Origin of the sequence: Pseudooceanicola atlanticus, assembly GCF_000768315.1 — a bacterium.
GTDB classification, from domain to species: domain Bacteria; phylum Pseudomonadota; class Alphaproteobacteria; order Rhodobacterales; family Rhodobacteraceae; genus Pseudooceanicola; species Pseudooceanicola atlanticus.
The window spans coordinates 1-24,725 of the sequence record NZ_AQQX01000006.1; the positions used below are offsets into that span (position 1 = coordinate 1).

Below are 24,725 nucleotides of genomic sequence, written 5' to 3' on the forward strand. Positions count from 1 at the left end.
GTTGGCGCAGACTCTACATTAAGGTGAGGGATTTCGCGGGGGGCAGGTCAGATGCTGGAACTGTTGAGCCTGCGCAAGGGCACGACCCTGACCAAGGAGATGTTCCTGAACCATCTCTATGGCGGCATGGACGAGCCGGAGCTGAAGATCATCGACGTCTTCATCTGCAAGCTGCGGAAGAAACTGTCGACGGCGACGGGCGGCGACAATTACATCGAAACCGTCTGGGGCCGTGGCTACGTGCTGCGCGATCCCGAACCGGTGGAGATGGACGACCAGCGGATCGCCATGGGCGCCTGAGGCTTACGTTGTAAGTCTCGGCGGTGTTGCCCCGGCGACGCCACTCCCCTCTGGACCCTGACCTGCGCGCCCCCTATCACTTTCGCAGCCGGATCTCCGGCATCGAAACGCGATAGGGGGCGCTGCCATGTCTGATCGGCCTGTCGAGGACCTTTCCAAAGCCGAGGCGAAAGAAGAACTCGCCCGCCTGGCCGATCTGCTGGCCCAGGCGAATACGGCCTATCATACGGAAGATGCACCGGAAATTTCCGATGCGGATTACGACAGCGCGAAACAGCGCAACATGGCCATCGAGGCGCGTTTTCCCGAATTGAAGCGCGCGGACAGTCCCTCGGACCAGGTGGGTGCGGCCCCGTCGGACGGGTTCTCCAAGATCACCCACGCGGTGCGGATGATGTCGCTGGCCAATGCCTTCGACGACGAGGATCTGCAGGATTTTGACGGCCGCGTGCGCTCTTACCTGGGGCTGGGCGAGGACGCGGCGTTGGCCTTCACCGCCGAACCCAAGATCGACGGGCTGAGCCTGTCGCTGCGTTATGAGGACGGCCAACTGGTGCAGGCGGCGACGCGCGGCGATGGCAGTGTCGGCGAAAACGTCACCGCCAATGCCCGCACGATCGACGATATTCCCGAAACCCTGACGGGCGCCCCCGCCGTGCTGGAAGTGCGCGGCGAGGTCTATATGAGCCACGCGGATTTCGCGGCCCTGAACGAGCGCCAGGCAGAAAAGGGGGGCAAGACCTTTGCCAACCCGCGCAACGCCGCTGCCGGATCGCTGCGCCAGCTGGATGCGACGATCACCCGGGACAGGCCATTGAAATTCTTCGCCTATGCCTGGGGGGAGCTGTCGGAGCCGCTGGCCGACACGCAATGGGGTGCAATCGAACGGCTGTCCAAACTGGGATTCCAGACCAATCCGCTGACCCGCCGCTGCACCAGCGTGGCCGAGATGCTGGAGCACTACCACGCGATCGAGGAACAGCGCGCGACGCTGGGCTATGACATCGACGGCGTGGTCTACAAGGTCGACGATCTGTCGCTGCAGGGCCGGCTGGGATACCGGTCGACGACGCCTCGCTGGGCCCTGGCGCATAAATTCCCTGCCGAACTGGCCTGGACCCGGCTGGAGGCGATCGACATCCAGGTTGGCCGGACCGGCGCGTTGTCGCCCGTGGCGCGGCTGACGCCGGTGACGGTGGGCGGCGTGGTCGTGTCGAACGCCACCCTGCACAACGAGGATTACATTGCCGGGCGCGACAGCAAGGGCGGCGAGATCCGCGAGGGCAAGGACATCCGCGTCGGGGATTGGGTGCAGGTCTACCGCGCCGGGGACGTGATCCCGAAAGTTGCCGATGTGGACCTGTCCAAGCGGGACAGCGGGGCGGAGCCGTACGTCTTCCCCGAAACCTGCCCGGAATGCGGGTCCGAGGCAGTGCGGGAGCCGGGCGATTCCGTGCGGCGCTGTACCGGTGGCGTGATCTGCCCGGCGCAAGCCGTCGAAAAGCTGAAGCATTTCGTGTCGCGCGCCGCCTTCGACATCGAGGGGCTGGGCGCGAAACAGGTCGAATTCCTCTATTCCATGTGCTGGATTGCGCAGCCTGCGGACATCTTTACCCTTGCGACGCGGGGGGCGGAGGAGCGGCTGGTTCGCGACCCGCGCGAGGTGATCGACTACGCGATGAACCTGCCTGACGACCGGCGGGCCGAGTACCTGCAAACCTTGGCCGAGATGCTGCGCGGCGCCGGTGTGCCGGTGGATGACACGGATACCGACCACCTGATCCAGGCGATCCGCCACCTGGCCGAACGCCCGCTGGACAAGGTGAAGGGCTGGGGCGCGAAAAGCGCCGAGAACCTGTATCAAGCCATTGAGGACAAGCGGAAAATCCCTCTGTCGCGGTTGCTGTTCGCGCTTGGTATCCGGCATGTGGGCGAAAGCGCCTCTGCCCTGATCGCGAACCATTACGGGACCTGGGAGGCGCTGGAGACAGGCATCGTCGAGGCCGAGGAACGCGGCCCGGCCTGGGAGCATCTGATCGGGATCGACGGCGTCGGCGAGGTGATGGCAAACTCGCTGGTGACGACATTTGCAAACCCGGCAGAGCGCGCCTCCATCGACCGGTTGGTGGCGCATCTGAACATCCAGGAGGCCAAGCGCGTGGTCGCGGCGGACAGCCCCGTGGCGGGCAAGACGGTCGTCTTCACCGGCACGCTGGAAAAGATGACAAGGGCCGAGGCCAAGGCGCGGGCAGAGGCATTGGGGGCCAAGGTGTCGGGCTCGGTCTCGGCCAAGACCGACCTGCTGGTGGCGGGGCCCGGGGCGGGATCGAAAGCCAAAAAGGCTGCGGATCTGGGCATCGAGACACTGGACGAGGATGGCTGGCTGGAGCTGATCGGAGGCTGAGATGGCGAGGCGGCCGGAACTCCTTTTCCCGCTCTTCGCGGATATCACGACGCTTCCGGGGATCGGGCCGAAGATTGCCAAGAGCCTGACGCAGCTCGGCGTGGAAACCCCGCGCGACCTTTTATTCCTGCTGCCTCACGGGGTGATCGACCGGCGGCGTCGCGACACGGTCAAGGGCGCGCCGGTGCCCGGGATCGCGACGGTCGAGGTCACGGTTGGCGGCCATCGCCCGGCGGCGCGCAAGGGCGGGGCCTACCGGATCATGGTGCAGGACAGCCAGGAGGATTTCCCGCTCGTCTTCTTCCATGCCCGCGGCGATTACCTGAAACGGCTTTTGCCCGAAGGGTCGCGGCGGATCGTATCGGGCAAGCTGGAACTGTTCGACGGGATGATCCAGATGGTGCATCCGGATCACGTTCTGCCGCCCGAAGACGCCGGGGAGTTGCCGGAATTCGAACCGGTCTACCCGCTGACGCAAGGCGTGACTCAGCGGGTCATGGCAAAGGGCGCGGCGGCGGCATTGGAGCGGATGCCCGACCTGCCGGAATGGATCGACCGGTCGTTGAAAGAGGCCAAGGGCTGGCCCGGCTGGGCCGAAGCGGTGCGCGCGGCCCATGCGCCGACGACCGAAAGCGGACCCTATGATCCGGTGCATCAGCGCCTGGCCTATGACGAGTTGATGGCGCATCAATTGACGCTGGCGCTGGCACGGGACCGGACGCGGAAATCGCGGGGGCGGGCCACGGTCGGGGATGGTAACTTACAGCGTAAGGTTCTGGCCGCGTTGCCGTACAAGCCGACCGGCGCACAGACCCGCGCGGTCGCGGAGATCGCGGCGGATATGGCCGGAGATCTGAAGATGTCGCGCCTGTTGCAGGGCGATGTGGGCGCCGGCAAGACGCTGGTTGCCTTCCTGGCGCTGCTGATCGCGGTGGAGGCCGGGGGGCAGGGCGTGATGATGGCGCCGACCGAAATCCTGGCTCGCCAGCATATGGAGGGGCTGGCCCCGATGGCCGAGGCGGCCGGCGTGCGGTTGGAGATCCTGACCGGGCGAGACAAGGGAAGGGACCGCGCGGCCAAGCTGGCCGACCTGGCGGAGGGCCGGATCGACATCCTGGTGGGCACCCATGCTGTGTTCCAGGCGGATGTGGCGTTTCATGACCTGCGCTTGGCGATCGTCGATGAACAGCATCGGTTCGGCGTCCGCCAACGGCTGGAGCTGGGCCGCAAGGGCGCGCAGGCGGATGTGCTGGTGATGACGGCGACGCCGATCCCGCGGTCGCTGTCTCTGGCGCAATATGGCGACATGGATATCTCGATCCTCGACGAGAAACCGCCGGGTCGGAAACCGATAAGGACGGCCCTGGTGTCGACGCAGCGGATGGACGAGGTGGTGGATCACCTGCGGAAGGCCGTGGCCGAGGGGCGGCAGGCCTATTGGGTCTGCCCGCTGGTCGAGGAAAGCGAGTTGATCGACCTGACCGCGGCGGAAGACCGGTTCAAGCATTTGCGCGCGGCCCTTGGCGACGACGTGGTGGCGCTGGTCCACGGGCAGATGCCACCCGCCGACAAGGACGCGGCGATGGCGGATTTCGTCGCGGGTCGCCGGCAGGTGCTGGTGGCAACGACGGTGATCGAGGTCGGTGTGAACGTGCCAAACGCGTCGATCATGGTGATCGAACGCGCGGAAACCTTTGGCCTGGCGCAATTGCACCAGCTGCGCGGCCGGGTCGGGCGCGGGGACCAGCAGGCGACCTGCCTGCTGATGTATCGCGCGCCCCTGTCGGAGACGGCGGAGAAACGGCTGACCCTGGTGCGCGAGACGGAGGACGGCTTCCGCATCGCTCAGGTCGACCTGGAGATGCGGGGCGCGGGCGACGTGATCGGCACGGCGCAATCGGGTTTGCCGCGGTTCAAGGTGGCGGACCTGGAACGGGATGCGGGCTTGATGGCGTCGGCCCAGGCGGATGCGCGGGCGCTGCTGGTCAAGGACCCGACGCTGGAAACCGACCGGGGCAGGGCGGCGCGCATGCTGTTGTGGCTGATGGGGCAGGACGAGGCTATCCGGTTGATTTCCGTGGGATAACTCATTTTGTTCTCAAATGTTCTTAAAAAGTTCTTTACTTGCGAATCCGGATATGAGAACAAAGTAGCAACAGAGGTTGAGCAATTCGAAAGGACATCGCCATGATCCGACAGATCACCACCCTGGCCCGCCAGTCCCGTGGCACACTGATCGAGGATGCGCTTGGGGTTGCGGCCCTGATGGTCCTGCTTTTCGGAGCGCTTCACCTGCCTGGCCTGACCTGAGGCCGTATCTGTTTTCTGCCCGCGGTTTCGCGTCCGACCTGTCCCGCATTCCCCCATGCGGTGCCTGAGATTGCCTGTCCCAGAATGCCGGTTTTGCCTCATTCCCCCGGTTCCGGCAGGTCGGTGTCCCACGCGAGACCGTATCCTTTCCGCCGCCATCCGCATGGATGTGCGGCGGTTTTTTTGTTCGGAACGCCGGGTGTCAGAACCGGTAGGCGAGGCGCAGGCCACCCCAATGGCGGCCGTCGACGAAGATCGGGGCAGAGACGTCCTTCATCAGGACGAATTCCCCGCCGCCCATGTCGCGGCGATAGACCTGCAGCAGGAAGGGTTCGGCATTGCGTCCGGCCTTGAGCCCGACACGGTCGTCAAAGATGCGGCGATTGCGGCAATGGGCCGTGTTCCAGACCGGGTCCGTGCCCTGCGGCTGCGAGAATTTGCGGTTATGCGTCGGCAGGTAGCCGTTACGATCCACGGCGGCGCAGAAGACGACACGCGGATCGAGGTCAAGCGCGGGTTCTATGATGCCCGGCAGAACGCGGTCGGTGAACCGGGTGAAGCGGGTGACCACCTGTTCGGGGTTCGATCCGGGCACGGGGCGGTATTCTGTATCGAAGAGTTCGTCGATGGAGACTGACCCTTCGCGCAGGGCGGTTTCGAAGGCGGCGCGGATCTCGCCACAGCGGGCCTTCACGGCGTCGATGAAGAGCGCATCGCCCTGGCTGCCGCCGAGGGCGACACTGCCCTGGACCAGGCTTTCGGACGTATCGACAAGGCGCGTGATCCGCTTGTGCGCGTCCTGCACGCCGGCGATCCCGGCGGTAACGGATCGGTCGATCGCGGCGATATTGGGGAGGAATTCACGCAGCGCCTTGTCCGCGTCTTCGGCGTCGCGCGCGATCAGGGTGTTGCGGTTGCTGATCGCCTCCATGTCCTGCAATGCCTCGGTCAGGGCCGCGCCGCTTTCCGCTCCGTGTTCATGCATTTCCTGCGCGCGGCGGCTGACGGAGCCGGATTCCGATTGCAGGCCGGAAATCCAGTCGATCAGCGCGTTGACGTTGCCGGTGATATCTTCCGCCGCCTGACCGGTGCGTTGCGACAATTCGTTGATTGCATCGGCGACGACGGCAAAGCCCTTCCCGGTTTCGCCGGCACGGGCGGCTTCGATCTTCGCGTTGATGGCCAGCATGTTGACCTGCGCGGCAATCACGGCGATCTGGTTGTTCGAGTTCTGCACCGCATCCAGCGTGCCCTGCACGTTCTGGGCGCGTTGGTCGATCGTCTGCACCCAGGAGACGAGGTGGTTGGCCTTTTCCTCGGTCACGGTGAGCTTTTCGCTGGCAGTGGTCAGCTTGGCCAGGGTCTGGGTGATCGTCTGCGACATGGCCGCGAGCGTTTCCATGACGGAGGCGTTGACCTGCACGACGTGGCCCGCCCCTTCGCGCAACTGGCGCAGGGTCTGTTGCTGTTCGGTGGTTTGCGCGGCGATGGCATCGAGGAAGCCGTCGATATCCACCACTTCCGCACCCAGGGCGGAGGCGTTCTGTGCAACCTGGTTCAGGATTGCATTGCGTCGCGCATCGTCGAAACCGGTTTGATCAATATGCATTGCGTCCCGTCCATCATGACGGGATCAGCCCTAAAGCCCAAAACCGAACAACCCGTTAAGCGCAATCCGATTGCGCGACTTCGTCCATCGCATCGGACAGCGCGTCCAGCGTCAGCAGGATGGAGGCATGGCGGTTCTTGTACTCCTGCGCGGGGCGCAGCACCTCAAGCTCTTCGAACGGGGCCGGGGGTGTCGGGCCGTCCTGTTTCAGCATCGCCTTGAGCGCGTCGCGCGCGGCATGGATCTGGTCGCGGTCGCAGCCGATCACCGCGCGCCCGACGATGGAGGCCGAGGCCTGGCCAAGCGCACAGGCCTTCACGTCCTGCCCGAATTCGGCGATGCGCCCGTCCTTGACGCCGACATCGACCGTCACCGTCGACCCGCAGAGCGGTGCGCGTTTTTTCACGCTGGCAGATGGGTTTGACAGCCGTTCCTGGTAGGGAATATCCGTCGCGAGCGCCAGGATACGGTTGGAATAGAGCTTGACGAGGTCGGTCTCTCCGCTCATGGCGTCCTCTCGGTGGTGGCGTGCGGCTTCGATTTCCCTTAGATAGCGCTGCCGACCCGATTTGGAAAGGATGCCCCGATGCGCTTTGATCCCGGCTCTCTCAAATATGATGACAAGGGACTGATCCCGGCCATTGCCCAGGACGAGGGCGGTGCCGTGCTGATGATGGCCTGGATGAACGCGGAGGCCGTCGCGAAGACGCTCGAGACCGGGCGGGTGACCTATTGGTCCCGCTCGCGGCAAAGCTTCTGGATCAAGGGCGAGACCAGCGGGCACGTGCAGGAACTGATCGACATGCGGGTCGATTGCGACAGCGATTGCCTGCTGATGATCGTGCGCCAGGAAGGGCCGGCCTGTCACACGAACCGGCGGTCCTGTTTCTACACCGCCATTCGCGATGGCGAAGAGGTCGAGCTGATGGCGCCGATGGTCTAAAGGCCGACCATCCGCCGGATATCGGCGGGGGTGGCGCCGTCGTCGCGATACTTGGCAATCGCGCGGGCATCGTCGCGCTTGGCCAGGCGTTTGCCATTGTCGTCGCGGATCAGGCGGTGGTGGTGATAGCCGGGCGTCTGAAGGCGCAGAAGCTTTTGTAATACCACGTGAATTCGGGTGGCGTCGAACAGGTCGGCGCCGCGCGTGACCTCGGTCACTTGTTGGGCGGCGTCATCCACCACGACCGCCAGGTGGTAGGAGGCCGCCATGTCGCGCCGCGCCAGAACCACGTCACCGACACCGTCGATCATGTCCTGCGCAGTGATGTCGATGCGTCCGGTCTGCCCGTCGGGACCCGCGCCGGTTTCCTCGAAGCTGGCTATCGGCGCGTCTTGCGGGGTGTCGGGGCCGATCTGCGCGGTGGCCATTTCCATATCGAGCCGCAGGGTCACGCCGCGCGGGCGGGGGTGGTCCTGGGGGGCGTTGCGTTCCCCGGGGTGCCGCCAGCGGCAGGTGCCCGGGTAGATCAACCCGTCGGGGCCATGCACGGGGGCGCCTTCCTGCGGGGCCGACAGCGCCTCGGCGATGTCGCGGCGTGTGCAGGTACAACGGTAGAGAAGGCCGCGCGACCAGAGGTGGTCCAGCGCGGCCTCGTAGTCGGCGGTACAGTCGGATTCGCGCCGGCAGGGTTCGGGCCAGGAAAGACCAAGCCATTGAAGATCATCGTAGATCTGCGCTTCCCATTCGGGGCGGGCGCGGCTTTGGTCCAGGTCGTCTATGCGCAGCAGAAAGCTGCCGCCCGCCGCCCGTGCCCGGTCATGGGCCAGCAGCGCGGAATAGGCATGGCCCAGGTGCAACGGCCCTGTCGGGGACGGGGCGAAGCGGGTGACCATGGTCATGTTGGGCGGCTCATTCCTGATGGCTCATGCTTGAATCACGTCTTGCGCAGCACCATGACGCGCGATTTCAGCCCGATGCCGGGCAGGTGATCGCCGTCCTGCGCGGATTCCAGCGTTGCGCCATCGGTCAGGACGCGGGTGAGCGCGGCCATGTAGGCCTCGTCCTCCAGCGTGTGGCCGTTATAGGAGACGACCAGCAGCCCGCCGGCGGGCAGGGCGTCGACGATCTGGGGCAGGGTTTCGGCAGGCGCCGCCCCGGCCGAGATCGCGCCGGCGGCAGTCACCAGCCTGTACCGACCGATGATTTCGGGATCGAGCGCGCCGCCGGGCAGGCGCAGAAGCTGGGCGTAGACGCCTTTTTCCCTGGCCTTTTCCAGCATGCCTTCGGAGACATCGGCGCCGTGCAGCTGGGTGAACCCGGCCTTGGACAGAGCCTCGCCTGACAGGCCGGTGCCGCAGCCGAAATCCAGCACGGGCTGGTCGCGGTCGGCCTCGGGGACGAAATCGGCGAGGGCGGCGGCGACACGCGAAGGTGTCACGTATTCCTGGTCTTCCAGGTCGCCGTCATAGCTGTCGGCCCAGTTGTCGTAGAATTCCCTGAGGGCCTTGGGGCCCTCCACGTCGTAGATCTTGTCGAGATGTGATTGTGCCATGGCGGCAACAAATCACGCCGTCCGGGCGAGGTCCAGTTCCGCAGAGCGGAGCCAGTCGGACCAGAGCAGTTTTGCCCGATCCGTGTACCCCTTGTAGCGATCCTTGCGGTTCCGGCGCCCGCCCTTTACGCCATCCAGTGGCGGGAAGAGCCCGAAATTCACGTTCATCGGCTGGAAGGTCTTGGCCTCGGCCCCGCCGGTGATGTGGTGGATCAGCGCGCCCATGGCGGTTTCCGGCGGCGGCGGGGGCAGGTCGCGGCCCGCCAGTTCCGCAGCGGCCATGCGACCGGCCAGCAGCCCCATGGCGGAGCTTTCGACATAGCCCTCGACCCCGGTGATCTGGCCGGCAAAGCGGATATGCGGACGGGACCGCAGCCGCATCTGGTTGTCCAGCAGCGTGGGCGAGTTCAGGAAGGTGTTCCGGTGGATGCCGCCGAGGCGGGCAAAGCGCGCGTTCTCAAGTCCGGGAATCGTTTTGAAAACATCGGCTTGCGCGCCGTACTTCATCTTGGTCTGGAAGCCGACCAGGTTGTAGAGCGTGCCAAGCGCATTGTCGCGGCGCAGCTGCACGACGGCATAGGCCTTTTCGTCGGGCTTGTGCGCATTGGTCAGGCCAACGGGTTTCATCGGGCCGTGGCGCAGGGTCTCGCGGCCGCGTTCGGCCATGACCTCGATCGGCAGGCAGCCGTCGAAATAGCCGGCGGTCTCGCCCTCGTGGAACTCGGTCTTGTCGGCGGCCAGCAACGCGTCGATGAACGCCTCGTACTGGTCCTTGGTCATAGGGCAGTTGAGGTAGGCCTTCTGCTCCTCCTCGGTCTCGCCCTTGTCGTAGCGGGACTGTGCCCAGATCACGTCCATGTCGAGGCTGTCGGCATAGACGATGGGCGCAATGGCATCGAAGAAGGCCAGCGCCTCGGCCCCGGTTTCGCGGGCGATCGCCTGGCCCAGCCCTTCGGAGGTCAGCGGGCCGGTGGCGATGATCCAATGGCCGTCGGTGGGCAATTCGCTGATCTCTCCGGCCTCGACGCGCACATTGGGATGGGCGCGCAGCCGTTCGGTCACGGCCGCCGAGAACCCGTCGCGGTCGACGGCCAGCGCGCCACCGGCGGGCAGGGCGTTGCTATCGGCCATTTCCATGATCAGGCCACCGGCCTGGCGCATTTCCCAATGCAGCAGCCCGACGGCGTTCTGTTCGTCATCGTCCGAGCGGAAGGAATTGGAACAGACCATCTCGGCCAGGTCGCCGGTCTTGTGGGCGAAGGTGCCGACATGGGGGCGCATTTCGTGGATCACGACGCGCACGCCCTGGTTCGCTGCCTGCCAGGCAGCTTCGGAGCCGGCCATGCCGCCGCCGACGATGTGGAGTTCGGGTGTATCAGCCATGCGCGCGATGTAGGCCATCGCGGCGCGTTTGGGAAGGGGGATCGGTGCCTGTTGCCGGGTCGTGGGGCCCTAGTTGAACGTGTCCATCGGCAGGCCGGAGGGCACGCTGTCGGGCGCGCCAAGGCGGCCCTTGCCGGCCTCGGGGTCGGTGAGCGCCTCGAGGAAGGTCATCAGCCGAGCAATCTCCGCCTCGGTCAGGTCCACCGGGATGATCTCGGCGGCTTCGGCGATGCGCATGACCTCATCGAAATCCTTCATCGCGCCCCAATCGTCGGCCTCGAGCTTGATGTCGTGCAGCACCGCCTGGCTGAAATCGTAACGCCCGAGGGACCGGATCGGATCGAGGTGGTGACGCACCATCATCTCGAGGTCCTTGTAGGCGCCGTTATGCCCGTAAGGTCCCGTGATCGTGACGTTTCTCAGCGAGGGCGTGCGGAATCGGTAGCGGTCCTCGACATCGCCGGTGACCGCTATGCGGCCCTTATCGGCGTAGGAGCCGACTTCCTTGCCGGGGCCAAGCTGGGGCAGGCCGATGGCGTGGAACTGGTGGTCGGTCTGGAACGGACCGGAATGGCATGAGGCGCAATTGCCCTTGCCATAGAAGATGTCCATTCCGGCTTTCTGATCGGCGCTGAGCGCGTTCTGCTGGCCGCGCAGATACTGGTCGAAGGGCGAATTGATCGACTGGAATTCGAAGGTTTCGAACTCGGCCAGGGCGCGGGCGACGTCGGTGAAATGCAGCGGGCGGTCGCCGATCACCTTCTTGAAGCGCTCGGCATAGGAGGGCACGGCCTCGATCCGTTTGCAGAGCAGGTCCCAGACGCCGCCTTCGCCGCGCAGCTTGCCGTCCATCGCGGCAAGGGAGATCGGGTTTTCCTGATCCTGGCCGGCCATTTCATCATGGCTGGTCGGCGGCATCAGCGCCTGAGCGGCCAGAACCGTGGGCAGGGGGCGTTCCAGCGTCGCATTGGGGGGCATCTTGATGCCGAATTGGGATTTGGGATCGGCCTGGACCCGGCCGTCATGGAACATGGTGGTGAATTCATAGGCCCCGACATTGAAAAGCGCCGGGGCGTTGCGGGGAATGCGGTTATGCGGCGGGTTGTCCGGATCGACGACGCGGGCGGGGCCCAGTTTCGTCGCGCCCTCGCCAAGGCCCAGCGACATGCCATCGGAAGAGGCCAGCGTCGGGTGGTGGCAGGTGGCGCAGGCAATGTTCTGGTTGCCCGACAGGATCGGATCGAAGAACAGGTCGCGTCCCAGATCGACGAGGAATTCGTCTGTCTGCGGAAAATCTGCCTGGGTCACCGCAATCGGCAGATCGCTGGCCAGAGAGAGCGAGGCCTGGAGAGACAGAAAGCTGGCGGTGACCCAAATTCGCATCGCATTCGTCCTAAAATAAATAAATATTTTTCATGCTATGCTGATAACGTACGGCGAAAAAATGCCGAACTGGGCAATAAATTGACCCTGAAATGGAAACAACGCCTTAACCGACTGGGGCCAAGGCGAAATTCCGGGCGAAACCTGTCAATCAAATTTGCCGTGAGGGGCTTTACTCAGCCCAGTCGGGGCGCCGCTTTTCGATGAAGGCGCGAATCCCCTCATCGGTATCGCGCAGCATCATGTTCTCGACCATGACTTGCCCGGTATAGGTGTAGGCCTGTTCGATGGGCATTTCGATTTGGGTATAGAAGGCCTCTTTGCCGATGCGCACGGCCGAGGACAGCTTGGAGGCCAGGGTCTCGGCCAATTCCATCGTCGCGCTTTCTAGCTGGTCCTCTGGGACGGCGCGGTTGATCAGGCCGAGGTCGATCGCGCGGTCGGTGTCGATGAATTCGCCGGTGGTCAGCATCTCGAACGCCTGTTTGCGCGGGATGTTGCGAGACAGGGCGACCATGGGGGTGGAGCAGAAGAGGCCGATATTGACGCCGTTCACGCCAAAGCGCGTGCCCTCTGCCGCGATGGCAAGGTCACAGGTCGCGACCAGCTGGCAACCGGCAGCTGTGGCGATGCCGTGGGGGCGGGCGATGACCGGCTGGGGCAGGGTGCGGATCGCGTTCATCACCGATGCGCAGCGGGTGAAGAGATCCCCGAAATAGGCGGCGCCACCATCTTCGGCCTGGCGACCGGCCTGCATCTCTTTCAGGTCGTGGCCAGCGCAGAAGGCCTTGCCTTCGCCCGACAGGATGACGACGCGGATGTCGCGATCCTCGCGCAGGGCTGCAAGGGCCGAAGCGAGCTCTGCCAGCATGGCGTCGGACAGCGCGTTCAGCTTTTCCGGATGGTTCATGTGAAGATGGGCGATAGACCCGGTGTCGCGACGTTCCAGAATTGCCATCTTGTACCTCCCCTTGGTTTGTCGGAACTCTATGCCGCAATATCGAGGGAGGAAAGCGATTGCCTGTGATGACGAAAGAGGATCTGGAACAATTTCTCGTGGAAGTGTTCCCCCAGGTCCATGCGGATTTCGGCGTGGAAGAGGTGCAGGACATGTTCGTCCGCATCCGCCTGAAGGTCGGAGAGCGGCACCTGCGCCCGGGCGGCACGGTTTCGGGACCGGCCATGTTCAGCTTGGCGGATGTGTCGGCCTACCTGGCGATCATGGCGATGATCGGGCCCAAGGCGCTGGCGGTCACCACCAATTGCTCGATCGATTTCATGCGCAAGCCGGTCAATCATGCCGACCTGATCGCCGAATGCCGGTTGCTGAAGCTGGGCAAGGTCCTGGCGGTGAGTGATGCGCTGCTGTTTTCCGAGGGGATGGAACAGCCGGTGGCCCGGGCCACGCTGACCTATTCCATCCCCCCGGAGCGTTAAGGCATCAGCTTCAGCACGTAGCCGGGCAAGGCGAAGGCCGCCTGGTGCACCTCGGGCGTGTAATAGTCCGGGGTCAGGCCCGAGGCCGTGAACCGGTCCTTCAAGGTGGCGAGCGGGGTCTGCCGCGCGTCGCCATCTGTGCCCCAGCCAAAGGCCATCGGCCCACCGGCATAGGTGGGCACGGTGGCCAGATAGCAGGACGCATCGGCAAAGAGCGCCTGGAAGGCCCGCATCGTGTTGGTCAGCTCGTCGCCCTGCATGAACGGCACGCCGTTCTGGGTGACGATGATGCCGCCGGGGGTCAGGGCCCGCTTGGCATGGCCGTAGAACGTGTCCGAGAACAGGACCTCGCCGGGACCGATCGGGTCGGTGCTGTCGACGATGATGACGTCGAACCCGCCCTCGGTGGTGCGGATGAAATCCGCCCCGTCGGCGATGACGAGGTTCAGGCGCGGATCGTCGAAAGCCCCCTGCGACAGGGTCGGCAGGTATTGCTTGGAAAACTCGACCACGCCGCCGTCGATTTCGACCATGGTGACGTTTTCGACGCTCTGATGGCGCAGCACCTCGCGGGCCATGCCGCCGTCACCGCCGCCGATTATGCAGACGTGACGGGCCGCCCCATGCGCCAGGATCGGCACATGGGTCAGCATTTCGTGGTAGACGAAGTTGTCGCCTTCGGTGGTCTGCACCACGTCGTCGAGCGTCAGGACCCGGCCGAAGGTTCCATTCTGAAAGACCTTCAGACGCTGATGCTCGGTCTCGCTGTCATACAGCATCTCGGAGATGCGCAGCGATTGCCCGTAATCGGCGTGGAGCTTTTCGCGGATCCAGTCGCTCATGCCGCGACCCCGGACTCCTCGACAAGGCCTTCGCCCCGCTTCAGTTCCTTCACGCGGACATCGGCGGTGCCGAAGGCGCGCGACAGCACGTCGACGGCCAGCCAGGGCTTTGCATCGCCGCACATGAACACGTCGAAGGCGCCGTAGCCGATTTCCGGCCAAGTGTGCACGGAGATGTGGCTTTCCGCCAGCACGGCCACGCCGCTCACGCCCTGGGGCGAGAACTTGTGCGTGTGGATGTGCAGCAGGGTGGCCCCGCACGTGTCCACGCAATCGCGGAAGGCCTGCTGAATGCGGCCCTCGTCGTCCAGCCCGTGGCCGTTGACGACCTCGATGATCAGATGCGTGCCGGCAAACACGACCCCGTCGCGCCGGATGAAGTGATCATCGCGGTCTTCGTCGAACACGTCGCGTGGAGAATCGTTCGCGGGGACGAAACCCCCGATGGTGGTGTCTTCCTCATGGGCGCCTGTATCCAGACCGTACCCCAGTTGGAAGAGGTTGGCGTCTTTCATGGCGCTCCCCTTCTAATCCAGTAGTGCGTTCCAGTCGGTTCCTTAGCGCCCCCCATGAAGACACGGGTTGGGATCGGTCCCGAAAGTGCGCCCCACCTATGAACTGAGTGCGAGTCGTGCAAGACTTTTCTGCCCGTGGCAGAGATTTTTTGCCAAAGGGGGCTCATTTGTGTGGGGTATATTAATACCATAATTTCAAGCATCTGATTTTGCTTGTGAAATTTGGTATTTGTCCGCTTGACTGGTGCGATCCGCGCTGTATAACCCGCCCATCAAATCGCCCGGTCGGTGTAACACCCGTCCGGGCTGCCATCTTCCAAAGGGCACCCGAAATGAAAACCTTCTCTGCTACTCCGGCAGACATCGACAAGAAATGGATCATCATCGACGCCGAGGGCGTCGTGCTGGGCCGTCTCGCCTCGATCGTTGCCATGCGGCTGCGCGGTAAGCACAAGCCGTCCTTCACCCCCAACATGGACATGGGCGACAATGTCATCGTCATCAACGCCGACAAGGTGCAGATGACCGGCAAGAAGCGCACGGACAAGAAATACTACTGGCACACCGGCCACCCGGGCGGCATCAAGCACCGCACCGCGGGTGAACTGCTGGAAGGCAAGTATCCCGAGCGTGTCGTGACCGCAGCGGTCAAGCGCATGCTGCCGGGCAACCGCCTGTCGCGCAAGATCATGACCAACCTGCGCGTCTATGCCGGGTCCGAACATCCGCACGATGCGCAATCGCCGGAAGTGCTGGATGTCAAATCCATGAACTCCAAGAACACGCGGAGCTGATAAATGGCTGATCAGATCAATTCGCTCGAAGAGCTGAAAGACGCCGTCACCGACGATATCGGTGGTGTCGCCGCCGCGGCCGAACTGGACGCGCCCCGCGAACCCGTTCGTGACGAACTGGGCCGTTCCTACGCGACCGGCAAGCGGAAGGACGCGACCGCTCGTGTCTGGATCAAGCCGGGCTCCGGCAAGGTCACCGTGAACGGCAAGGAAATGAACACCTATTTCGCCCGTCCGGTTCTGCAGATGATCCTGCGCCAGCCCTTCACCGTTGCCGGTGTTGAAGGTGAGTTCGACGTCTACGCCACCGTCAAGGGCGGCGGTCTGTCGGGCCAGGCGGGTGCCGTGAAGCACGGTATCTCCAAGGCACTGCAACTCTACGATCCGTCGCTGCGTGGCGCGCTGAAAGCCGCTGGCTTCCTGACCCGCGACAGCCGCGTTGTTGAACGTAAGAAGTACGGCCGCCGCAAGGCCCGCCGGAGCTTCCAGTTCTCCAAGCGTTGATTTCCGCGGCCTGTGCCGCTGGATATACGGAAAGGGCCGCCCGGTTGGGCGGCCCTTTTTCGTTGGGCATCTGGTGCGGAGGTCGTGGTGCGCATGGTTCGCGGTGCGTCGAGAGCGTTAGGCGGACGGGCCGCAATAGGCCTGGTGTCGTGACGGGTAGCGGTCCGCGACGTGCTGAGGTCCGGGCAGCGTTGTCGCGGCCGCATCCCTCGCCGTTGTGGCAAGGGGCGCGGTCTGCATGGAGATCGTCAGGATGCGATCCGCGGTGCGGTCGGCATGTCCATCTCCCACTGGGAGCGGGTCGAGGCCGACAGGCCCGAGCGGCTGGCGCCGACCTGGAACCGGCGCACCAGCGCGTCCAACTCGCCGGCGTGGCGATCGAGGACGGTGTTGGCGGCCTGGGTTTCCTGAAAGATGCTGAGGTTCTTCTGCGTCAGGCTTTCTAGGTCGGTGATCGCCGAGGTCACATTGCTGAGCCCCTTGGACTGTGCGCGCGTCGATGTCACGATCTTGTCGAACCGTTGCGTGATCGAGTTCACACCGCCCTGTATCCCGTCCAGCGCCTGGCCGGTTTCCCGCACCAGCGCGACGCATTCGCCGACCTGGGTCGTGCTGGTCTTGATCAGCGTGTCAATCTCCTTCGCGGCCTCGGAGGAGCGTTGCGCCAGGGCGCGGACCTCTGTTGCGACGACGGCGAAACCGCGGCCGGCATCGCCGGCGCGGGCGGCCTCGACCCCTGCGTTTAGGGCAAGAAGGTTGGTCTGGAACGCGATATCCTCGATCACGCCGATAATCTTGCTGACCTCGTTGGACCGCACTTCGAGAGCGTCCATCGCCTCGACCGCGCGGGCCATGACCGTGGCGCCGGATTCGGCTTCGCTGCTGGCGTCGTTCATCAGGCGTTGTGCGTCGCCCGTGTCGGTGGCCACATCCTGGGTGGCGCGGTCCAGCTGGGTCAGCGCCTCGGTGATCTGGGCGAGGGTCGTGGCTTGGCGTTCCGACCGATCGGCCAGCTTTCCGCCGGCTTCGGTCAGGTCGCTGGCCAGGTTGCGGATCGCATCGGACTGGCCACGCACATCGGTGATCGCGTCCTCCAGCCGGGTGGCGGCATTGTTGAAGTAGCTGCGCAGATCGTCGTAATCCGAGGGCAGGTCATCGCCGATCCGAACGCCGAGTTCACCGGCGGCAAGTTGTTGCAATCTGTCGCGGAAGATGTCCGTCAGCAGCACCAGTTCCTGGGCGTGACTGTCGCGCAGGGCGCGGTCCTTTTCCTCGGCCTCGCGGGCGATTTCGGACTGGCGCCGTGCCTCTGCCAGTGCGGTTTCCGCGTCTTTCCGGGCTGTGTCGGCGGCATTCCTGGCTGCTTGCGCCTCTGCCAGTGCGGTTTCGGCGCGGGTCTTTTCCGCCTCTGCCCGGTTCAGGGCGTCCTCGGTTTCCGACATCGCGCGGGCCAGTTCGCTGCGCTGCGCCTGGGCCTGCCGGTTGAGGCGCAGGCGTGTCGCGATTGCAAAGCTGAGCGCGGCGGTTTCCATGATGACGATCACGGCGTGAATGGCCGTCCGTTCCACGTTGAAGAGCATGTCGGAGGAGGGATAGACCAGCGCCGGCATGGCGAAGGACAGGACGAGGTGATGCACTGCGATGGTGCCCGCGGCGACGAAAAGCGCGCGCAGCCCCGACATCATCACCATCGCGGCCAGCGCGGCGAAGTAGACCATGTGCATATCGATCTGCAGCGGGTGGCCCATCAGCGCGGCGTTCAGCGTGATGCACTGCCCGGTCAGGGCCTGCGCGACGATCATGCGGGAGGTCCGTCCCTCCATCCGCAGGGCGGCGAGGGCGACAAGGCCGAACAACGTCGCGCCGACAAGGCTGAGCGTGACGTTGGACCCGACCAGCCAGCCGATCACAGCGACGGGCAGGCCCGCGGCGGCGCTGAGATGGGCCAGCAGGCGGGTTGCGCGGGCCTGCGAGGCTTCGAATTCGTCGGGCTGCGCGACGGCAGGGAGGTCAGGTGCGTTCGTCATAAGGTGTCACATTGCAGAGGATGGCCAAGCGGGTTGCATCGGTGACGGCCCAGGCCCCGGCGTCGCGTAGGGCGCGGGTGAAATCCTGGCCCCCTTCGGCAAAGGCTGCCATGGGCGCGAGGGCCGGGCCGATGATCCTGCCGCCAGCCCGGTCGACGATGTCCTGTGCCTGCTGCCAAGGCGCATGCAGGACAAGCACCAGCCCACCGGAGGGGGCAGGCCCGCCGATCAGCGCGGCAGGGGCCAGCAGAAGGGAAACCAGGGCCAGGACGGCCGTGATGGCAAGATGCGTGTTCATTTGCCCCAGAAATCGCAGCTTTTTCCTACCGGCTGCTTAATTCCGCAGTCCGGACGGCACCGCTATTCGCTAAAATGCGTTTCGATATCGAAAGGTCGTGCGGGGGCTGAGATTGCTCCGCCGGGCCAATGCTTTAGCGTTTGTCGTCATCCGGCGGGATCAGGCCCAGACCACGCAGATAGACCCCGATCCCGGTTTCCAGAAGGTCCTCGGGCGGGAAGGGGGATTGGGTGCCCGGAGAGTTCCGGGCGAACAATTCGACAACCCCGTGGCTGAGCGCCCAGATATGGGCCGAGAACATCGCGGCGGGGGGGCGTTTGTCGGGCGGGATATGCTGCGACAGATCGCCGGCGGCCTTTTCCAGAACGGCACGGGCGCGGTTCGACACGGCGGCGAGGTCGGGGTTGCGATTGACCGAGATGCCGCTTTCGAACATCGCGATGTAATGACCCGGGTACTTGCGGGCAAAGGCCAGGTAAGCGCGGCCCGTCGCCTCGAACGCGGCGAGGGCCGAGGGCTGGCCCTTGTCATAGGCGTATTGCATGACGTCGGCGAAGATCTCGTAGCCCTGCCGGGCGGCTTCGGCGATCAGGTCTTCGCGGCCCTCGAAATGGCGGTAGACGGCGGCGGGGGTGACGCCCGCCTGCTTGGCCGCTTCCGACAGGGTGAAACCGGTTGGGCCCTTGGCCTCGATCAGCTCGAGCGCGGCATCGACAAGCGCCTGGCGCAGATTGCCGTGATGATAGCCGCGCTTCTTAGGCATCCCAGATATCCGGGCCACCGCAGACCTTGTCATCGGCCTTGCCGATCGCCTTTTCGGATTTCCGCTTGTAATCAACGTTTTGCAGCACGTGGCGGATCGCTTCCAGCCGGGCGCGACGCTTGTCGTCGGATCGGATGATCGTCCAGGGGGCGACGTCGGTGTGGCTGCGGTCGAGCGTTTCCTGAATGGCTTGGGAATAGTCGTCCCACTTCTTCAGGCCCTCGACGTCGATCCAGCTGAGCTTCCATTGCTTGAGCGGATCGTTCTCGCGCTTGAGGAAGCGGCGCAGCTGTTCCGCGCGTCCGACATTGAGCCAGAACTTGAAGAGGTGAATGCCCTCATCGACGAGCATGCGTTCGAAGTCCGGGACCTGGGCGAAGAAGTGTTCGCGCTGGTCATCGGTGCAGAAGCCGAAGACCTTTTCCACGACCCCGCGATTGTACCAGGAGCGATCGTAGAACACGATCTCGCCGGCGGCGGGCAGATGGTCGATGTAGCGCTGGAAATACCACTGGCCCTGTTCCGTCTCGGACGGCTTGGACAGCGCCACGACACGCGCGCCGCGTGGATTAAGATATTCCCGGAACCTCTTGATTGTGCCGCCTTTTCCTGCCGCATCCCGGCCTTCGAAGACGCAGACGATACGGGCGCCGCTTTCCTTGGCCCAGGCCTGCATCTTGACCAGTTCGGTCTGCAGCGCCTCGAGGTCTTTTTCGTAGGCCTTGCGCGGCATGCGTTCGTCATAGGGATAATCGGGATTGATCATCTCGTTCTTGTCGGCGCGGGCGATAGCGTTGCGGATCGCCTTGGGCGCATCGTTTTCGTGGAATGCGCTGATCGCACCGTCGAAGGGCAAGTCCATGGAATTCGGCTCCTTTTCACCGAATATGGGATGTTAAGGGGATTAACGCAACGGGCCTTGGTCGTCGGATCAGCGGATCCCGGCCCTGTCGGCGGCGCGGTCGATGGCCTCGACCACCGCAGCCTCGGCGGCGTGGTGGGGCATGTGGCCGATACCCGGCAGGCGCGTCAGCTGGGCGCTTTCGACATTGCGCGCCAACTCCTCCGAATGGATCGAGATCGCGACGGTGTCGTCGGCATCGCCGTGGATGACCTCGATGGGCAGGGTCAGTTCGGGATAGCGCGGGGACAGGGCGCGGAGGTGTTCGCGCAGCTCGGTCCGTTGCTGGGCATTGGCCAGCAGGGAGCGGGGGCGCAGGACCAGCGGCACGCCGATGTAATCGGCGTAGCCGTCGGGTTGCGTGTTGGGAGCGAAGACGCCTTCAATCGCGTTGCGCACGTAATCCTCGGTCACGAAGGCGCCCAGGAGGCGCGACATGACGGGGCCGATCACGGGCCGCGCCAAGGTGGCGTAGAAGGCATCAAGGTCTCCGGGCCAGGGATAGGTGGCCCCGGCGATGGAGACGGCGGCGGACAGCGTGTCGGGGTGATGCACGGCCCAGGCCATGGTGACGGCGCCGCCAAAGCTCTGCCCGGCGACGACGGGTCTGGCCAGGCCCAGCTGTTGCGATGCGGCGACCAGCAGGTCGGCCTGATCCTCAAGCGTGACACCGGAGGCGGCGAGGCGCGGGGTGTGCCCCAGGCCAGGACGGTCGAAGACAGTGACACGGAAGCGGTCGGACAGCTGATCGACCAGCGAAAACGTCATGTCCCGCGTGTTGCCCGATGCGCCATGCAGCAGGACGAGGTCCGGTCCGCTGCCCGTCTGGACATAGTGGATGGGATGGCCGTCCACCTCGACGAACTGGCCCTCGGGGGGATAGGCCTCTTCCGCCGTGGCGACGCGTTTTGACACGCGTACCATGGTGATCGCCGCCACGATGGCGACGAGAAGGGCGAGGGCGACGAGCAGTCTAAGCAGGAGCATCATGGAAGCTGAAGGGAACCGTCTGGTAAATCTCGTTGATCCAGTTGCCGTAGAGCAGGTGGGCATGGCTGCGCCACCGGTTCGTCGGGCGTTGCGAGGGGTCGTCGTTGGGGTAGTAATTCGTCGGGATGTCGATGGGCGTCCCTTCAGACACGTCCCGATCGTATTCCTGTTTCAGCGTGTCGCTGTCATATTCGAAATGGTTGAAGACATAGAGCGCGCGATGTTCCGGATCCTCGACCAGGCAAGGGCCGGTTTCGTCATTGTCCAGCAGGGTGGTCAGCCCCTCATGCTTGTCCAGGTCGGCCTGTCGCACTTCGGTCCAGCGGCTGACAGGCACGAGGCAACTGTCTGAAAACCCGCGCAGATAAGGCGACGGGCGTTCCAGGTTGCGCTGCGGGAAGCAGCCGAAAAGCTTGCGGTCGAGGATATGCTTGGGCACGCCGTGGAAGTAATGGATCATCGCCATGCCGCCCCAGCAGACGCCGAAGGTGGAATGCACATGGGTCTGGGTCCAGTCCATGACCTCGACCATCTCGTCCCAATAGGTGACGTCTTCGAAGGCCAGGTGCTCGATCGGTGCGCCGGTGATGATCAGCCCGTCGAATTTCTCGCCGCTCTCCTTCACCTCGCTGAAGGGGCGATAGAAGCTTTCCATATGCTCGGCTGCGGTGTTGCGGGTGCGGTGTTCGCTCATCCGGATCAGCGACAGCTCGATCTGGAGCGGTGTCGCCCCGATCAGCCGGGCAAACTGAGTTTCGGTCTGAATCTTCTTCGGCATCAGGTTGAGCAGCGCGATGCGCAGCGGACGGATGTCCTGCCGTGCGGCCTGATCCTCATCCATGACCATGACCCCTTCGCGCGTCAGCACGTCGTAGGCGGGAAGGTCGGACGGGATCTTGATAGGCATGATTCAGGCCTTTCGGTTATTGCGGGTAAGCGATCAAAAGTAGGCGCGTGGTCAGCGCGCCTCAAGGGCTTTCGCGATCAATGCGACAAAGCCCTCCTCATCCGCCAGTCGAGAGACCTCGTCTGCGGTGACCGTGACGCCCCGTTTGGCCATCTGCGCGTAGCGGGGCTGACGATGGGCAAGGGCGCGGGCATAGGTGTAGCGAACGAAGGCGTCGGGATCGACCTCGTCCTCGGCCTCGCCGGTTTCCTCGCGATAGGCGGCCCAGGCGTTTTCCAGGAATTTTCCTTGGTAATACATGGGCTTGGGAGCGCGGTCGAAGCGGCGGATCAGCTCTTGCGCATGTTCTTCGCCACCCTTGATCCAGACCAGCAGCGCAGTATCGGTCAGCGCGTTCAGGACCGGGTCATTTTCGTTCCAGGGGTCGACGACTTCGCAGATCGACCCGCCGCTGTCGCACACAAAATTGGCGTAACCATAAAGTGAGGTGGCGCGCTGCGCGAAATGCTCGGTATCCAGCAACGCCTCGATCTCTGCGGCTTCGTGCTGCGCCTGGCGCTTGCGGTATTCGTCGAAGGGCAAGCCGCCCTTGTCCGGATCGCCCGGCTTGCCGAGATAGGTCGACAGCGGCGTGAGGTTGTTGAAGGTGATGTTGGAGCCGATGAAAATCGAATCCGTCATCAGCAGGTTGCGCAGGAACGGCACCTGCATCGCATGGGCCTTGGCGTTGTCGGCGATGTATTCGCCCATGTAACGCGTGCCGATGCGGTAATCGATCGAGTAGTGAAACCAGCTGCCGGAATCGCGCAGCATGTTGGAGATATGGGTCTTGCCCAGCCCGGACATGCCGAAAAGGACCACGCGACGATGCGGGGCGTTTCTCCAATCCTCGGCGGTTTCATAAATCATGTACCGGTCTCCGGAAGTGTCTTCGGTTTCGTGCTAGGGGCTGGGTGGCGAGGGGTCAAACCCCAATTCGCCGGATCGCCCGGATCAACCGCCCGTCGATGACGATCAGCCCGGTGGCGATGAATCCAAAGCCGATAAAATGCCGCGGCAGAAGAACTTCGCCCAGGACGAGGTGCCCCAGAAGGATCGCCACCGGCACCAGCATGAGGGTCACCAGCATCAGGTTGCCGCTGCCCGCCTTGGCCAGGATAGAGTAATAAAGCAGGTAGGCGCCGGCGGTCCCGATCAGGGAGTAATAGCCGATCGCCATCCAGGTCCGCGGCTCGAGCGCGAGGCTGGGCATGCCGTCCACGCCCCAGGCCAATGGGATCATCACCAGGGTCGACCCGGTCAGCATCCCCGCAGAGGCGACCAGCGGCGACAGGCCCGACAGGTTGGCCCGGGCAAAGCTGCCGGCCATCGCATAGCAGAGCGTTCCGGCCAGCACGGCCAGCTGCCCGAGCGAGCGCAGATCGATATGGGCTAGGTTGTCCAGCCCCTTGGCCGCGATGACGCCCGCCACGCCGAAGGCCACGCCAACGGATTTGCGCGCCGTCAGCTTTTCGTCGGCAAAGACGATGGCGGCGACCACGACGCCGAAGACGGCGGTGAAGGAGTTGAAGATCGCCGTCAGGCCGCTTTCGATGTGCAACTGGCCCCAGGCCATCAGCGAAAACGGTAGAACGTTGTTCAGCACCCCCATGAACAGCAACGCGGCCCAGGTACGGGCATCCCGCGGCAATGTCTGCCCGGTAAAGATGACGACGCCCCAGAGCAGGATCATCGCCCAGAGGCAGCGATGCATGACAGAGGTGAAGGCGCCGACCTCGTCCAGGGCAATGCGGATGGACAGGAAGGAGGCGCCCCAGATCAGCCCCAGCAGGATCAGCTGGGCCCAGGCGGCGGTCGAGACGGATTTCTGTTCGATGGCGGTCATGGCCGTATTGACCCCGTCGGGTGCGGGCAGGGCAATCCGTTTCCTGCGCGATCAGGCACGTTGCTCTCCGCGGATATTGGCGTAGTTGGCGCCGAAGATGATGGCGGCCCCGATCAGCACGAAGGGATCGAGCGCTTCGTTATAGACGAGCAGGCCCAGGATCGCGGCCGAGGGCAGGCGCACGAAGTCCATCGGGGCGACAAGGGTTGCAGGCGCGATGGACAGCGCTGTTGTCACGCAGAAATGGGCGAACAGCCCGGCCAGCCCCACCAGCACCGCCCAGGGCAACAGTTCCAGCGACGGCACGGCGAAATCCATGTCCAGCCCGCCGGTCACCAGCCCCAGAACTGCCTGCATCACCGTCAGCCAGAAGAGAATGCAGATCGTCGGCACGTCGCGGGTCAGCCGCTTGGTCGAGATGATCGTGCCGGCAAAGCAGATCGCGCAGAGCGCCGCGGCGATCAGTCCGGGCGACAGGGTCTGCGCTCCGGGTCGGGTGATCAGAAGGATGCCCGAAAACCCGATCAGCGCGGCCAGTGCACGGCGGCGGGTCATCTTTTCCGCCAGGAAAATCGGAGACAGCACCAGCACCCAGATCGGCGAGGTGAATTCCAACGCAAAGACTTGGGCCAGGGGAATCATCGTGATCGCGAAGAACCACAGGTTCTGCCCGGTGAAATGCGCGACGTTGCGCAGCACGTGCAGGCCGAGCCGGTGCGTCGTGATGCGGTGCCACTTGCCCGTCAGGGTGATCACGACGAACATGATGATGACGCCGGTCAGGCTGCGATAGGTCATGATCTCGAATGTATCGAGCTCGGATGCGAGGGCACGGCCCGCCACCGCCATGGACAGGAAGGACATGATCGCACCGGCCATCCACATCGCCGCGCGCAGGGTGGGGGCTGGGGTCGGCAGGTCGGGCAAGGCGGGATTTGTCATGACAGGTCCAATTCGGGAGCCGCGCGACACTACCAG

The 24,725-nt window shown here is 64.3% G+C and carries 25 protein-coding genes and 1 pseudogene; 8 read left to right on the top strand and 18 right to left on the bottom strand.

Going from position 1 to position 24,725, the window contains the following annotated elements:
- Positions 1-48: 48 nt before the first annotated feature.
- The 4 genes and pseudogenes from ATO9_RS14585 to ATO9_RS24925 all read left to right on the top strand — a co-directional run.
- Positions 49-300: pseudogene (locus tag ATO9_RS14585) on the top strand (winged helix-turn-helix domain-containing protein); the annotation flags it as partial.
- A gap of 127 nt (positions 301-427) precedes the next feature.
- On the top strand, positions 428-2,704 hold the full coding sequence (gene ligA / locus ATO9_RS14590; RefSeq protein WP_043750625.1) for an NAD-dependent DNA ligase LigA: 2,277 nt from the start codon (positions 428-430) through the stop codon (positions 2,702-2,704).
- Between the two features lies 1 nt (position 2,705).
- Positions 2,706-4,790 (top strand): ATP-dependent DNA helicase RecG, encoded by a 2,085-nt coding sequence (gene recG, locus ATO9_RS14595; protein WP_043750627.1) that lies wholly within the window; start codon positions 2,706-2,708, stop codon positions 4,788-4,790.
- A gap of 101 nt (positions 4,791-4,891) precedes the next feature.
- On the top strand, positions 4,892-5,014 hold the full coding sequence (locus ATO9_RS24925) for a hypothetical protein (RefSeq protein WP_272945759.1): 123 nt from the start codon (positions 4,892-4,894) through the stop codon (positions 5,012-5,014).
- 202 nt (positions 5,015-5,216) lie between these two features.
- Here ATO9_RS24925 and ATO9_RS14600 read toward each other — a convergent pair whose 3' ends face one another.
- Positions 5,217-6,623: a methyl-accepting chemotaxis protein gene (locus tag ATO9_RS14600; protein WP_043750629.1), complete on the bottom strand. Its 1,407-nt coding sequence runs from the start codon at positions 6,621-6,623 to the stop codon at positions 5,217-5,219.
- Positions 6,624-6,678: 55 nt separating this feature from the next.
- The gene (locus tag ATO9_RS14605; RefSeq protein WP_043750631.1) at positions 6,679-7,131 is read right to left on the bottom strand and encodes an iron-sulfur cluster assembly scaffold protein; all 453 of its coding nucleotides are present in this window, start codon (positions 7,129-7,131) and stop codon (positions 6,679-6,681) included.
- A 78-nt stretch (positions 7,132-7,209) separates the two neighbouring features.
- On the opposite strand from ATO9_RS14605, the gene hisI reads away from it, so the two are divergent.
- Positions 7,210-7,566: a phosphoribosyl-AMP cyclohydrolase gene (gene hisI / locus ATO9_RS14610; RefSeq protein WP_043750635.1), complete on the top strand. Its 357-nt coding sequence runs from the start codon at positions 7,210-7,212 to the stop codon at positions 7,564-7,566.
- Here hisI and gluQRS read toward each other — a convergent pair.
- The 5 genes from gluQRS to ATO9_RS14635 form a co-directional block, all read right to left on the bottom strand.
- Positions 7,563-8,459: a tRNA glutamyl-Q(34) synthetase GluQRS gene (gene gluQRS, locus ATO9_RS14615; protein ID WP_052418356.1), complete on the bottom strand. Its 897-nt coding sequence runs from the start codon at positions 8,457-8,459 to the stop codon at positions 7,563-7,565. The two genes, hisI and gluQRS, sit on opposite strands and share 4 nt — an antisense overlap.
- A 41-nt stretch (positions 8,460-8,500) precedes the next feature.
- Positions 8,501-9,118, bottom strand: a complete 618-nt coding sequence (locus ATO9_RS14620) for a class I SAM-dependent DNA methyltransferase (RefSeq protein ID WP_043750641.1) — start codon at positions 9,116-9,118, stop codon at positions 8,501-8,503.
- Positions 9,119-9,130: 12 nt separating this feature from the next.
- Positions 9,131-10,501, bottom strand: coding sequence for a methylenetetrahydrofolate--tRNA-(uracil(54)-C(5))-methyltransferase (FADH(2)-oxidizing) TrmFO (trmFO, locus tag ATO9_RS14625; protein ID WP_043751037.1), 1,371 nt, complete (start codon positions 10,499-10,501; stop codon positions 9,131-9,133).
- Positions 10,502-10,570: 69 nt separating this feature from the next.
- Complete coding sequence (locus ATO9_RS14630; RefSeq protein WP_043750643.1) at positions 10,571-11,884, bottom strand: cytochrome-c peroxidase; 1,314 nt, start codon at positions 11,882-11,884, stop codon at positions 10,571-10,573.
- 172 nt (positions 11,885-12,056) lie between these two features.
- The gene (locus ATO9_RS14635; protein WP_043750647.1) at positions 12,057-12,842 is read right to left on the bottom strand and encodes an enoyl-CoA hydratase; all 786 of its coding nucleotides are present in this window, start codon (positions 12,840-12,842) and stop codon (positions 12,057-12,059) included.
- 68 nt (positions 12,843-12,910) lie between these two features.
- Between ATO9_RS14635 and ATO9_RS14640 the strand changes: the two genes are divergently transcribed.
- Positions 12,911-13,321: a PaaI family thioesterase gene (locus ATO9_RS14640; RefSeq protein ID WP_202902143.1), complete on the top strand. Its 411-nt coding sequence runs from the start codon at positions 12,911-12,913 to the stop codon at positions 13,319-13,321.
- Here ATO9_RS14640 and speE read toward each other — a convergent pair.
- Positions 13,318-14,163 carry a polyamine aminopropyltransferase gene (gene speE / locus ATO9_RS14645; RefSeq protein WP_043750653.1) on the bottom strand — a complete coding sequence of 282 codons (846 nt, stop codon included), beginning with the start codon at positions 14,161-14,163 and terminating at the stop codon, positions 13,318-13,320. The genes ATO9_RS14640 and speE overlap by 4 nt on opposite strands.
- Positions 14,160-14,678 (bottom strand): adenosylmethionine decarboxylase, encoded by a 519-nt coding sequence (speD, locus tag ATO9_RS14650; protein WP_043750656.1) that lies wholly within the window; start codon positions 14,676-14,678, stop codon positions 14,160-14,162. Before speD ends, speE begins: the two co-directional genes overlap by 4 nt.
- A gap of 332 nt (positions 14,679-15,010) precedes the next feature.
- On the opposite strand from speD, the gene rplM reads away from it, so the two are divergent.
- A complete protein-coding gene (rplM, locus tag ATO9_RS14655) occupies positions 15,011-15,472 on the top strand; it encodes a 50S ribosomal protein L13 (protein ID WP_043750659.1) in 462 nt (153 codons plus the stop codon).
- Positions 15,473-15,475: 3 nt separating this feature from the next.
- Entirely contained in the window at positions 15,476-15,976 is a 501-nt protein-coding gene (gene rpsI, locus ATO9_RS14660) for a 30S ribosomal protein S9 (protein WP_043750663.1), read from the top strand.
- Between the two features lie 248 nt (positions 15,977-16,224).
- Here the strand turns inward: rpsI and ATO9_RS14665 are convergent, their stop codons facing one another.
- The 9 genes from ATO9_RS14665 to ATO9_RS14705 form a co-directional block, all read right to left on the bottom strand.
- Positions 16,225-18,003, bottom strand: a complete 1,779-nt coding sequence (locus ATO9_RS14665; protein ID WP_052418343.1) for a methyl-accepting chemotaxis protein — start codon at positions 18,001-18,003, stop codon at positions 16,225-16,227.
- On the bottom strand, positions 17,987-18,301 hold the full coding sequence (locus tag ATO9_RS14670; protein WP_043750665.1) for a hypothetical protein: 315 nt from the start codon (positions 18,299-18,301) through the stop codon (positions 17,987-17,989). Before ATO9_RS14670 ends, ATO9_RS14665 begins: the two co-directional genes overlap by 17 nt.
- Before the next feature lie 133 nt (positions 18,302-18,434).
- The gene (locus tag ATO9_RS14675; RefSeq protein ID WP_043750669.1) at positions 18,435-19,064 is read right to left on the bottom strand and encodes a TetR/AcrR family transcriptional regulator; all 630 of its coding nucleotides are present in this window, start codon (positions 19,062-19,064) and stop codon (positions 18,435-18,437) included.
- Complete coding sequence (gene ppk2, locus ATO9_RS14680; protein ID WP_043750671.1) at positions 19,057-19,926, bottom strand: polyphosphate kinase 2; 870 nt, start codon at positions 19,924-19,926, stop codon at positions 19,057-19,059. The genes ATO9_RS14675 and ppk2 overlap by 8 nt, the downstream gene beginning before the upstream one ends.
- Positions 19,927-19,995: 69 nt before the next feature.
- Positions 19,996-20,955 carry an alpha/beta fold hydrolase gene (locus ATO9_RS14685; RefSeq protein WP_043750673.1) on the bottom strand — a complete coding sequence of 320 codons (960 nt, stop codon included), beginning with the start codon at positions 20,953-20,955 and terminating at the stop codon, positions 19,996-19,998.
- Complete coding sequence (metA, locus tag ATO9_RS14690; protein ID WP_043750676.1) at positions 20,939-21,862, bottom strand: homoserine O-acetyltransferase MetA; 924 nt, start codon at positions 21,860-21,862, stop codon at positions 20,939-20,941. The genes ATO9_RS14685 and metA overlap by 17 nt, the downstream gene beginning before the upstream one ends.
- Positions 21,863-21,913: 51 nt before the next feature.
- A complete protein-coding gene (locus ATO9_RS14695) occupies positions 21,914-22,771 on the bottom strand; it encodes a hypothetical protein (RefSeq protein WP_043750680.1) in 858 nt (285 codons plus the stop codon).
- Positions 22,772-22,826: 55 nt separating this feature from the next.
- Positions 22,827-23,747, bottom strand: a complete 921-nt coding sequence (locus tag ATO9_RS14700) for a DMT family transporter (RefSeq protein ID WP_043750683.1) — start codon at positions 23,745-23,747, stop codon at positions 22,827-22,829.
- Positions 23,748-23,798: 51 nt separating this feature from the next.
- The gene (locus ATO9_RS14705; protein ID WP_043750686.1) at positions 23,799-24,689 is read right to left on the bottom strand and encodes a DMT family transporter; all 891 of its coding nucleotides are present in this window, start codon (positions 24,687-24,689) and stop codon (positions 23,799-23,801) included.
- Positions 24,690-24,725 lie beyond the last annotated feature (36 nt).

Excerpts from the sequence above, each read along its gene's own strand:
- hisI (WP_043750635.1), top strand. The coding sequence starts at position 7,210 with ATGCGCTTTGATCCCGGCTCTCTCAAATATGATGACAAGGGACTGATC.
- ligA (WP_043750625.1), top strand. The coding sequence starts at position 428 with ATGTCTGATCGGCCTGTCGAGGACCTTTCCAAAGCCGAGGCGAAAGAA.
- ATO9_RS14620 (WP_043750641.1), bottom strand. The coding sequence starts at position 9,118 with ATGGCACAATCACATCTCGACAAGATCTACGACGTGGAGGGCCCCAAG.
- ATO9_RS14675 (WP_043750669.1), bottom strand. The coding sequence starts at position 19,064 with ATGCCTAAGAAGCGCGGCTATCATCACGGCAATCTGCGCCAGGCGCTT.
- ATO9_RS14630 (WP_043750643.1), bottom strand. The coding sequence starts at position 11,884 with ATGCGAATTTGGGTCACCGCCAGCTTTCTGTCTCTCCAGGCCTCGCTC.
- ATO9_RS14635 (WP_043750647.1), bottom strand. The coding sequence starts at position 12,842 with ATGGCAATTCTGGAACGTCGCGACACCGGGTCTATCGCCCATCTTCAC.
- speE (WP_043750653.1), bottom strand. The coding sequence starts at position 14,163 with ATGAGCGACTGGATCCGCGAAAAGCTCCACGCCGATTACGGGCAATCG.
- ATO9_RS14670 (WP_043750665.1), bottom strand. The coding sequence starts at position 18,301 with ATGAACACGCATCTTGCCATCACGGCCGTCCTGGCCCTGGTTTCCCTT.
- ATO9_RS14700 (WP_043750683.1), bottom strand. The coding sequence starts at position 23,747 with ATGACCGCCATCGAACAGAAATCCGTCTCGACCGCCGCCTGGGCCCAG.
- ppk2 (WP_043750671.1), bottom strand. The coding sequence starts at position 19,926 with ATGGACTTGCCCTTCGACGGTGCGATCAGCGCATTCCACGAAAACGAT.
- ATO9_RS14640 (WP_202902143.1), top strand. The coding sequence starts at position 12,911 with ATGACGAAAGAGGATCTGGAACAATTTCTCGTGGAAGTGTTCCCCCAG.
- ATO9_RS24925 (WP_272945759.1), top strand. The coding sequence starts at position 4,892 with ATGATCCGACAGATCACCACCCTGGCCCGCCAGTCCCGTGGCACACTG.
- ATO9_RS14605 (WP_043750631.1), bottom strand. The coding sequence starts at position 7,131 with ATGAGCGGAGAGACCGACCTCGTCAAGCTCTATTCCAACCGTATCCTG.
- ATO9_RS14705 (WP_043750686.1), bottom strand. The coding sequence starts at position 24,689 with ATGACAAATCCCGCCTTGCCCGACCTGCCGACCCCAGCCCCCACCCTG.
- rplM (WP_043750659.1), top strand. The coding sequence starts at position 15,011 with ATGAAAACCTTCTCTGCTACTCCGGCAGACATCGACAAGAAATGGATC.
- trmFO (WP_043751037.1), bottom strand. The coding sequence starts at position 10,501 with ATGGCTGATACACCCGAACTCCACATCGTCGGCGGCGGCATGGCCGGC.
- ATO9_RS14600 (WP_043750629.1), bottom strand. The coding sequence starts at position 6,623 with ATGCATATTGATCAAACCGGTTTCGACGATGCGCGACGCAATGCAATC.
- ATO9_RS14685 (WP_043750673.1), bottom strand. The coding sequence starts at position 20,955 with ATGATGCTCCTGCTTAGACTGCTCGTCGCCCTCGCCCTTCTCGTCGCC.
- gluQRS (WP_052418356.1), bottom strand. The coding sequence starts at position 8,459 with ATGGTCACCCGCTTCGCCCCGTCCCCGACAGGGCCGTTGCACCTGGGC.
- speD (WP_043750656.1), bottom strand. The coding sequence starts at position 14,678 with ATGAAAGACGCCAACCTCTTCCAACTGGGGTACGGTCTGGATACAGGC.
- recG (WP_043750627.1), top strand. The coding sequence starts at position 2,706 with ATGGCGAGGCGGCCGGAACTCCTTTTCCCGCTCTTCGCGGATATCACG.
- ATO9_RS14665 (WP_052418343.1), bottom strand. The coding sequence starts at position 18,003 with ATGACGAACGCACCTGACCTCCCTGCCGTCGCGCAGCCCGACGAATTC.
- metA (WP_043750676.1), bottom strand. The coding sequence starts at position 21,862 with ATGCCTATCAAGATCCCGTCCGACCTTCCCGCCTACGACGTGCTGACG.
- ATO9_RS14695 (WP_043750680.1), bottom strand. The coding sequence starts at position 22,771 with ATGATTTATGAAACCGCCGAGGATTGGAGAAACGCCCCGCATCGTCGC.
- rpsI (WP_043750663.1), top strand. The coding sequence starts at position 15,476 with ATGGCTGATCAGATCAATTCGCTCGAAGAGCTGAAAGACGCCGTCACC.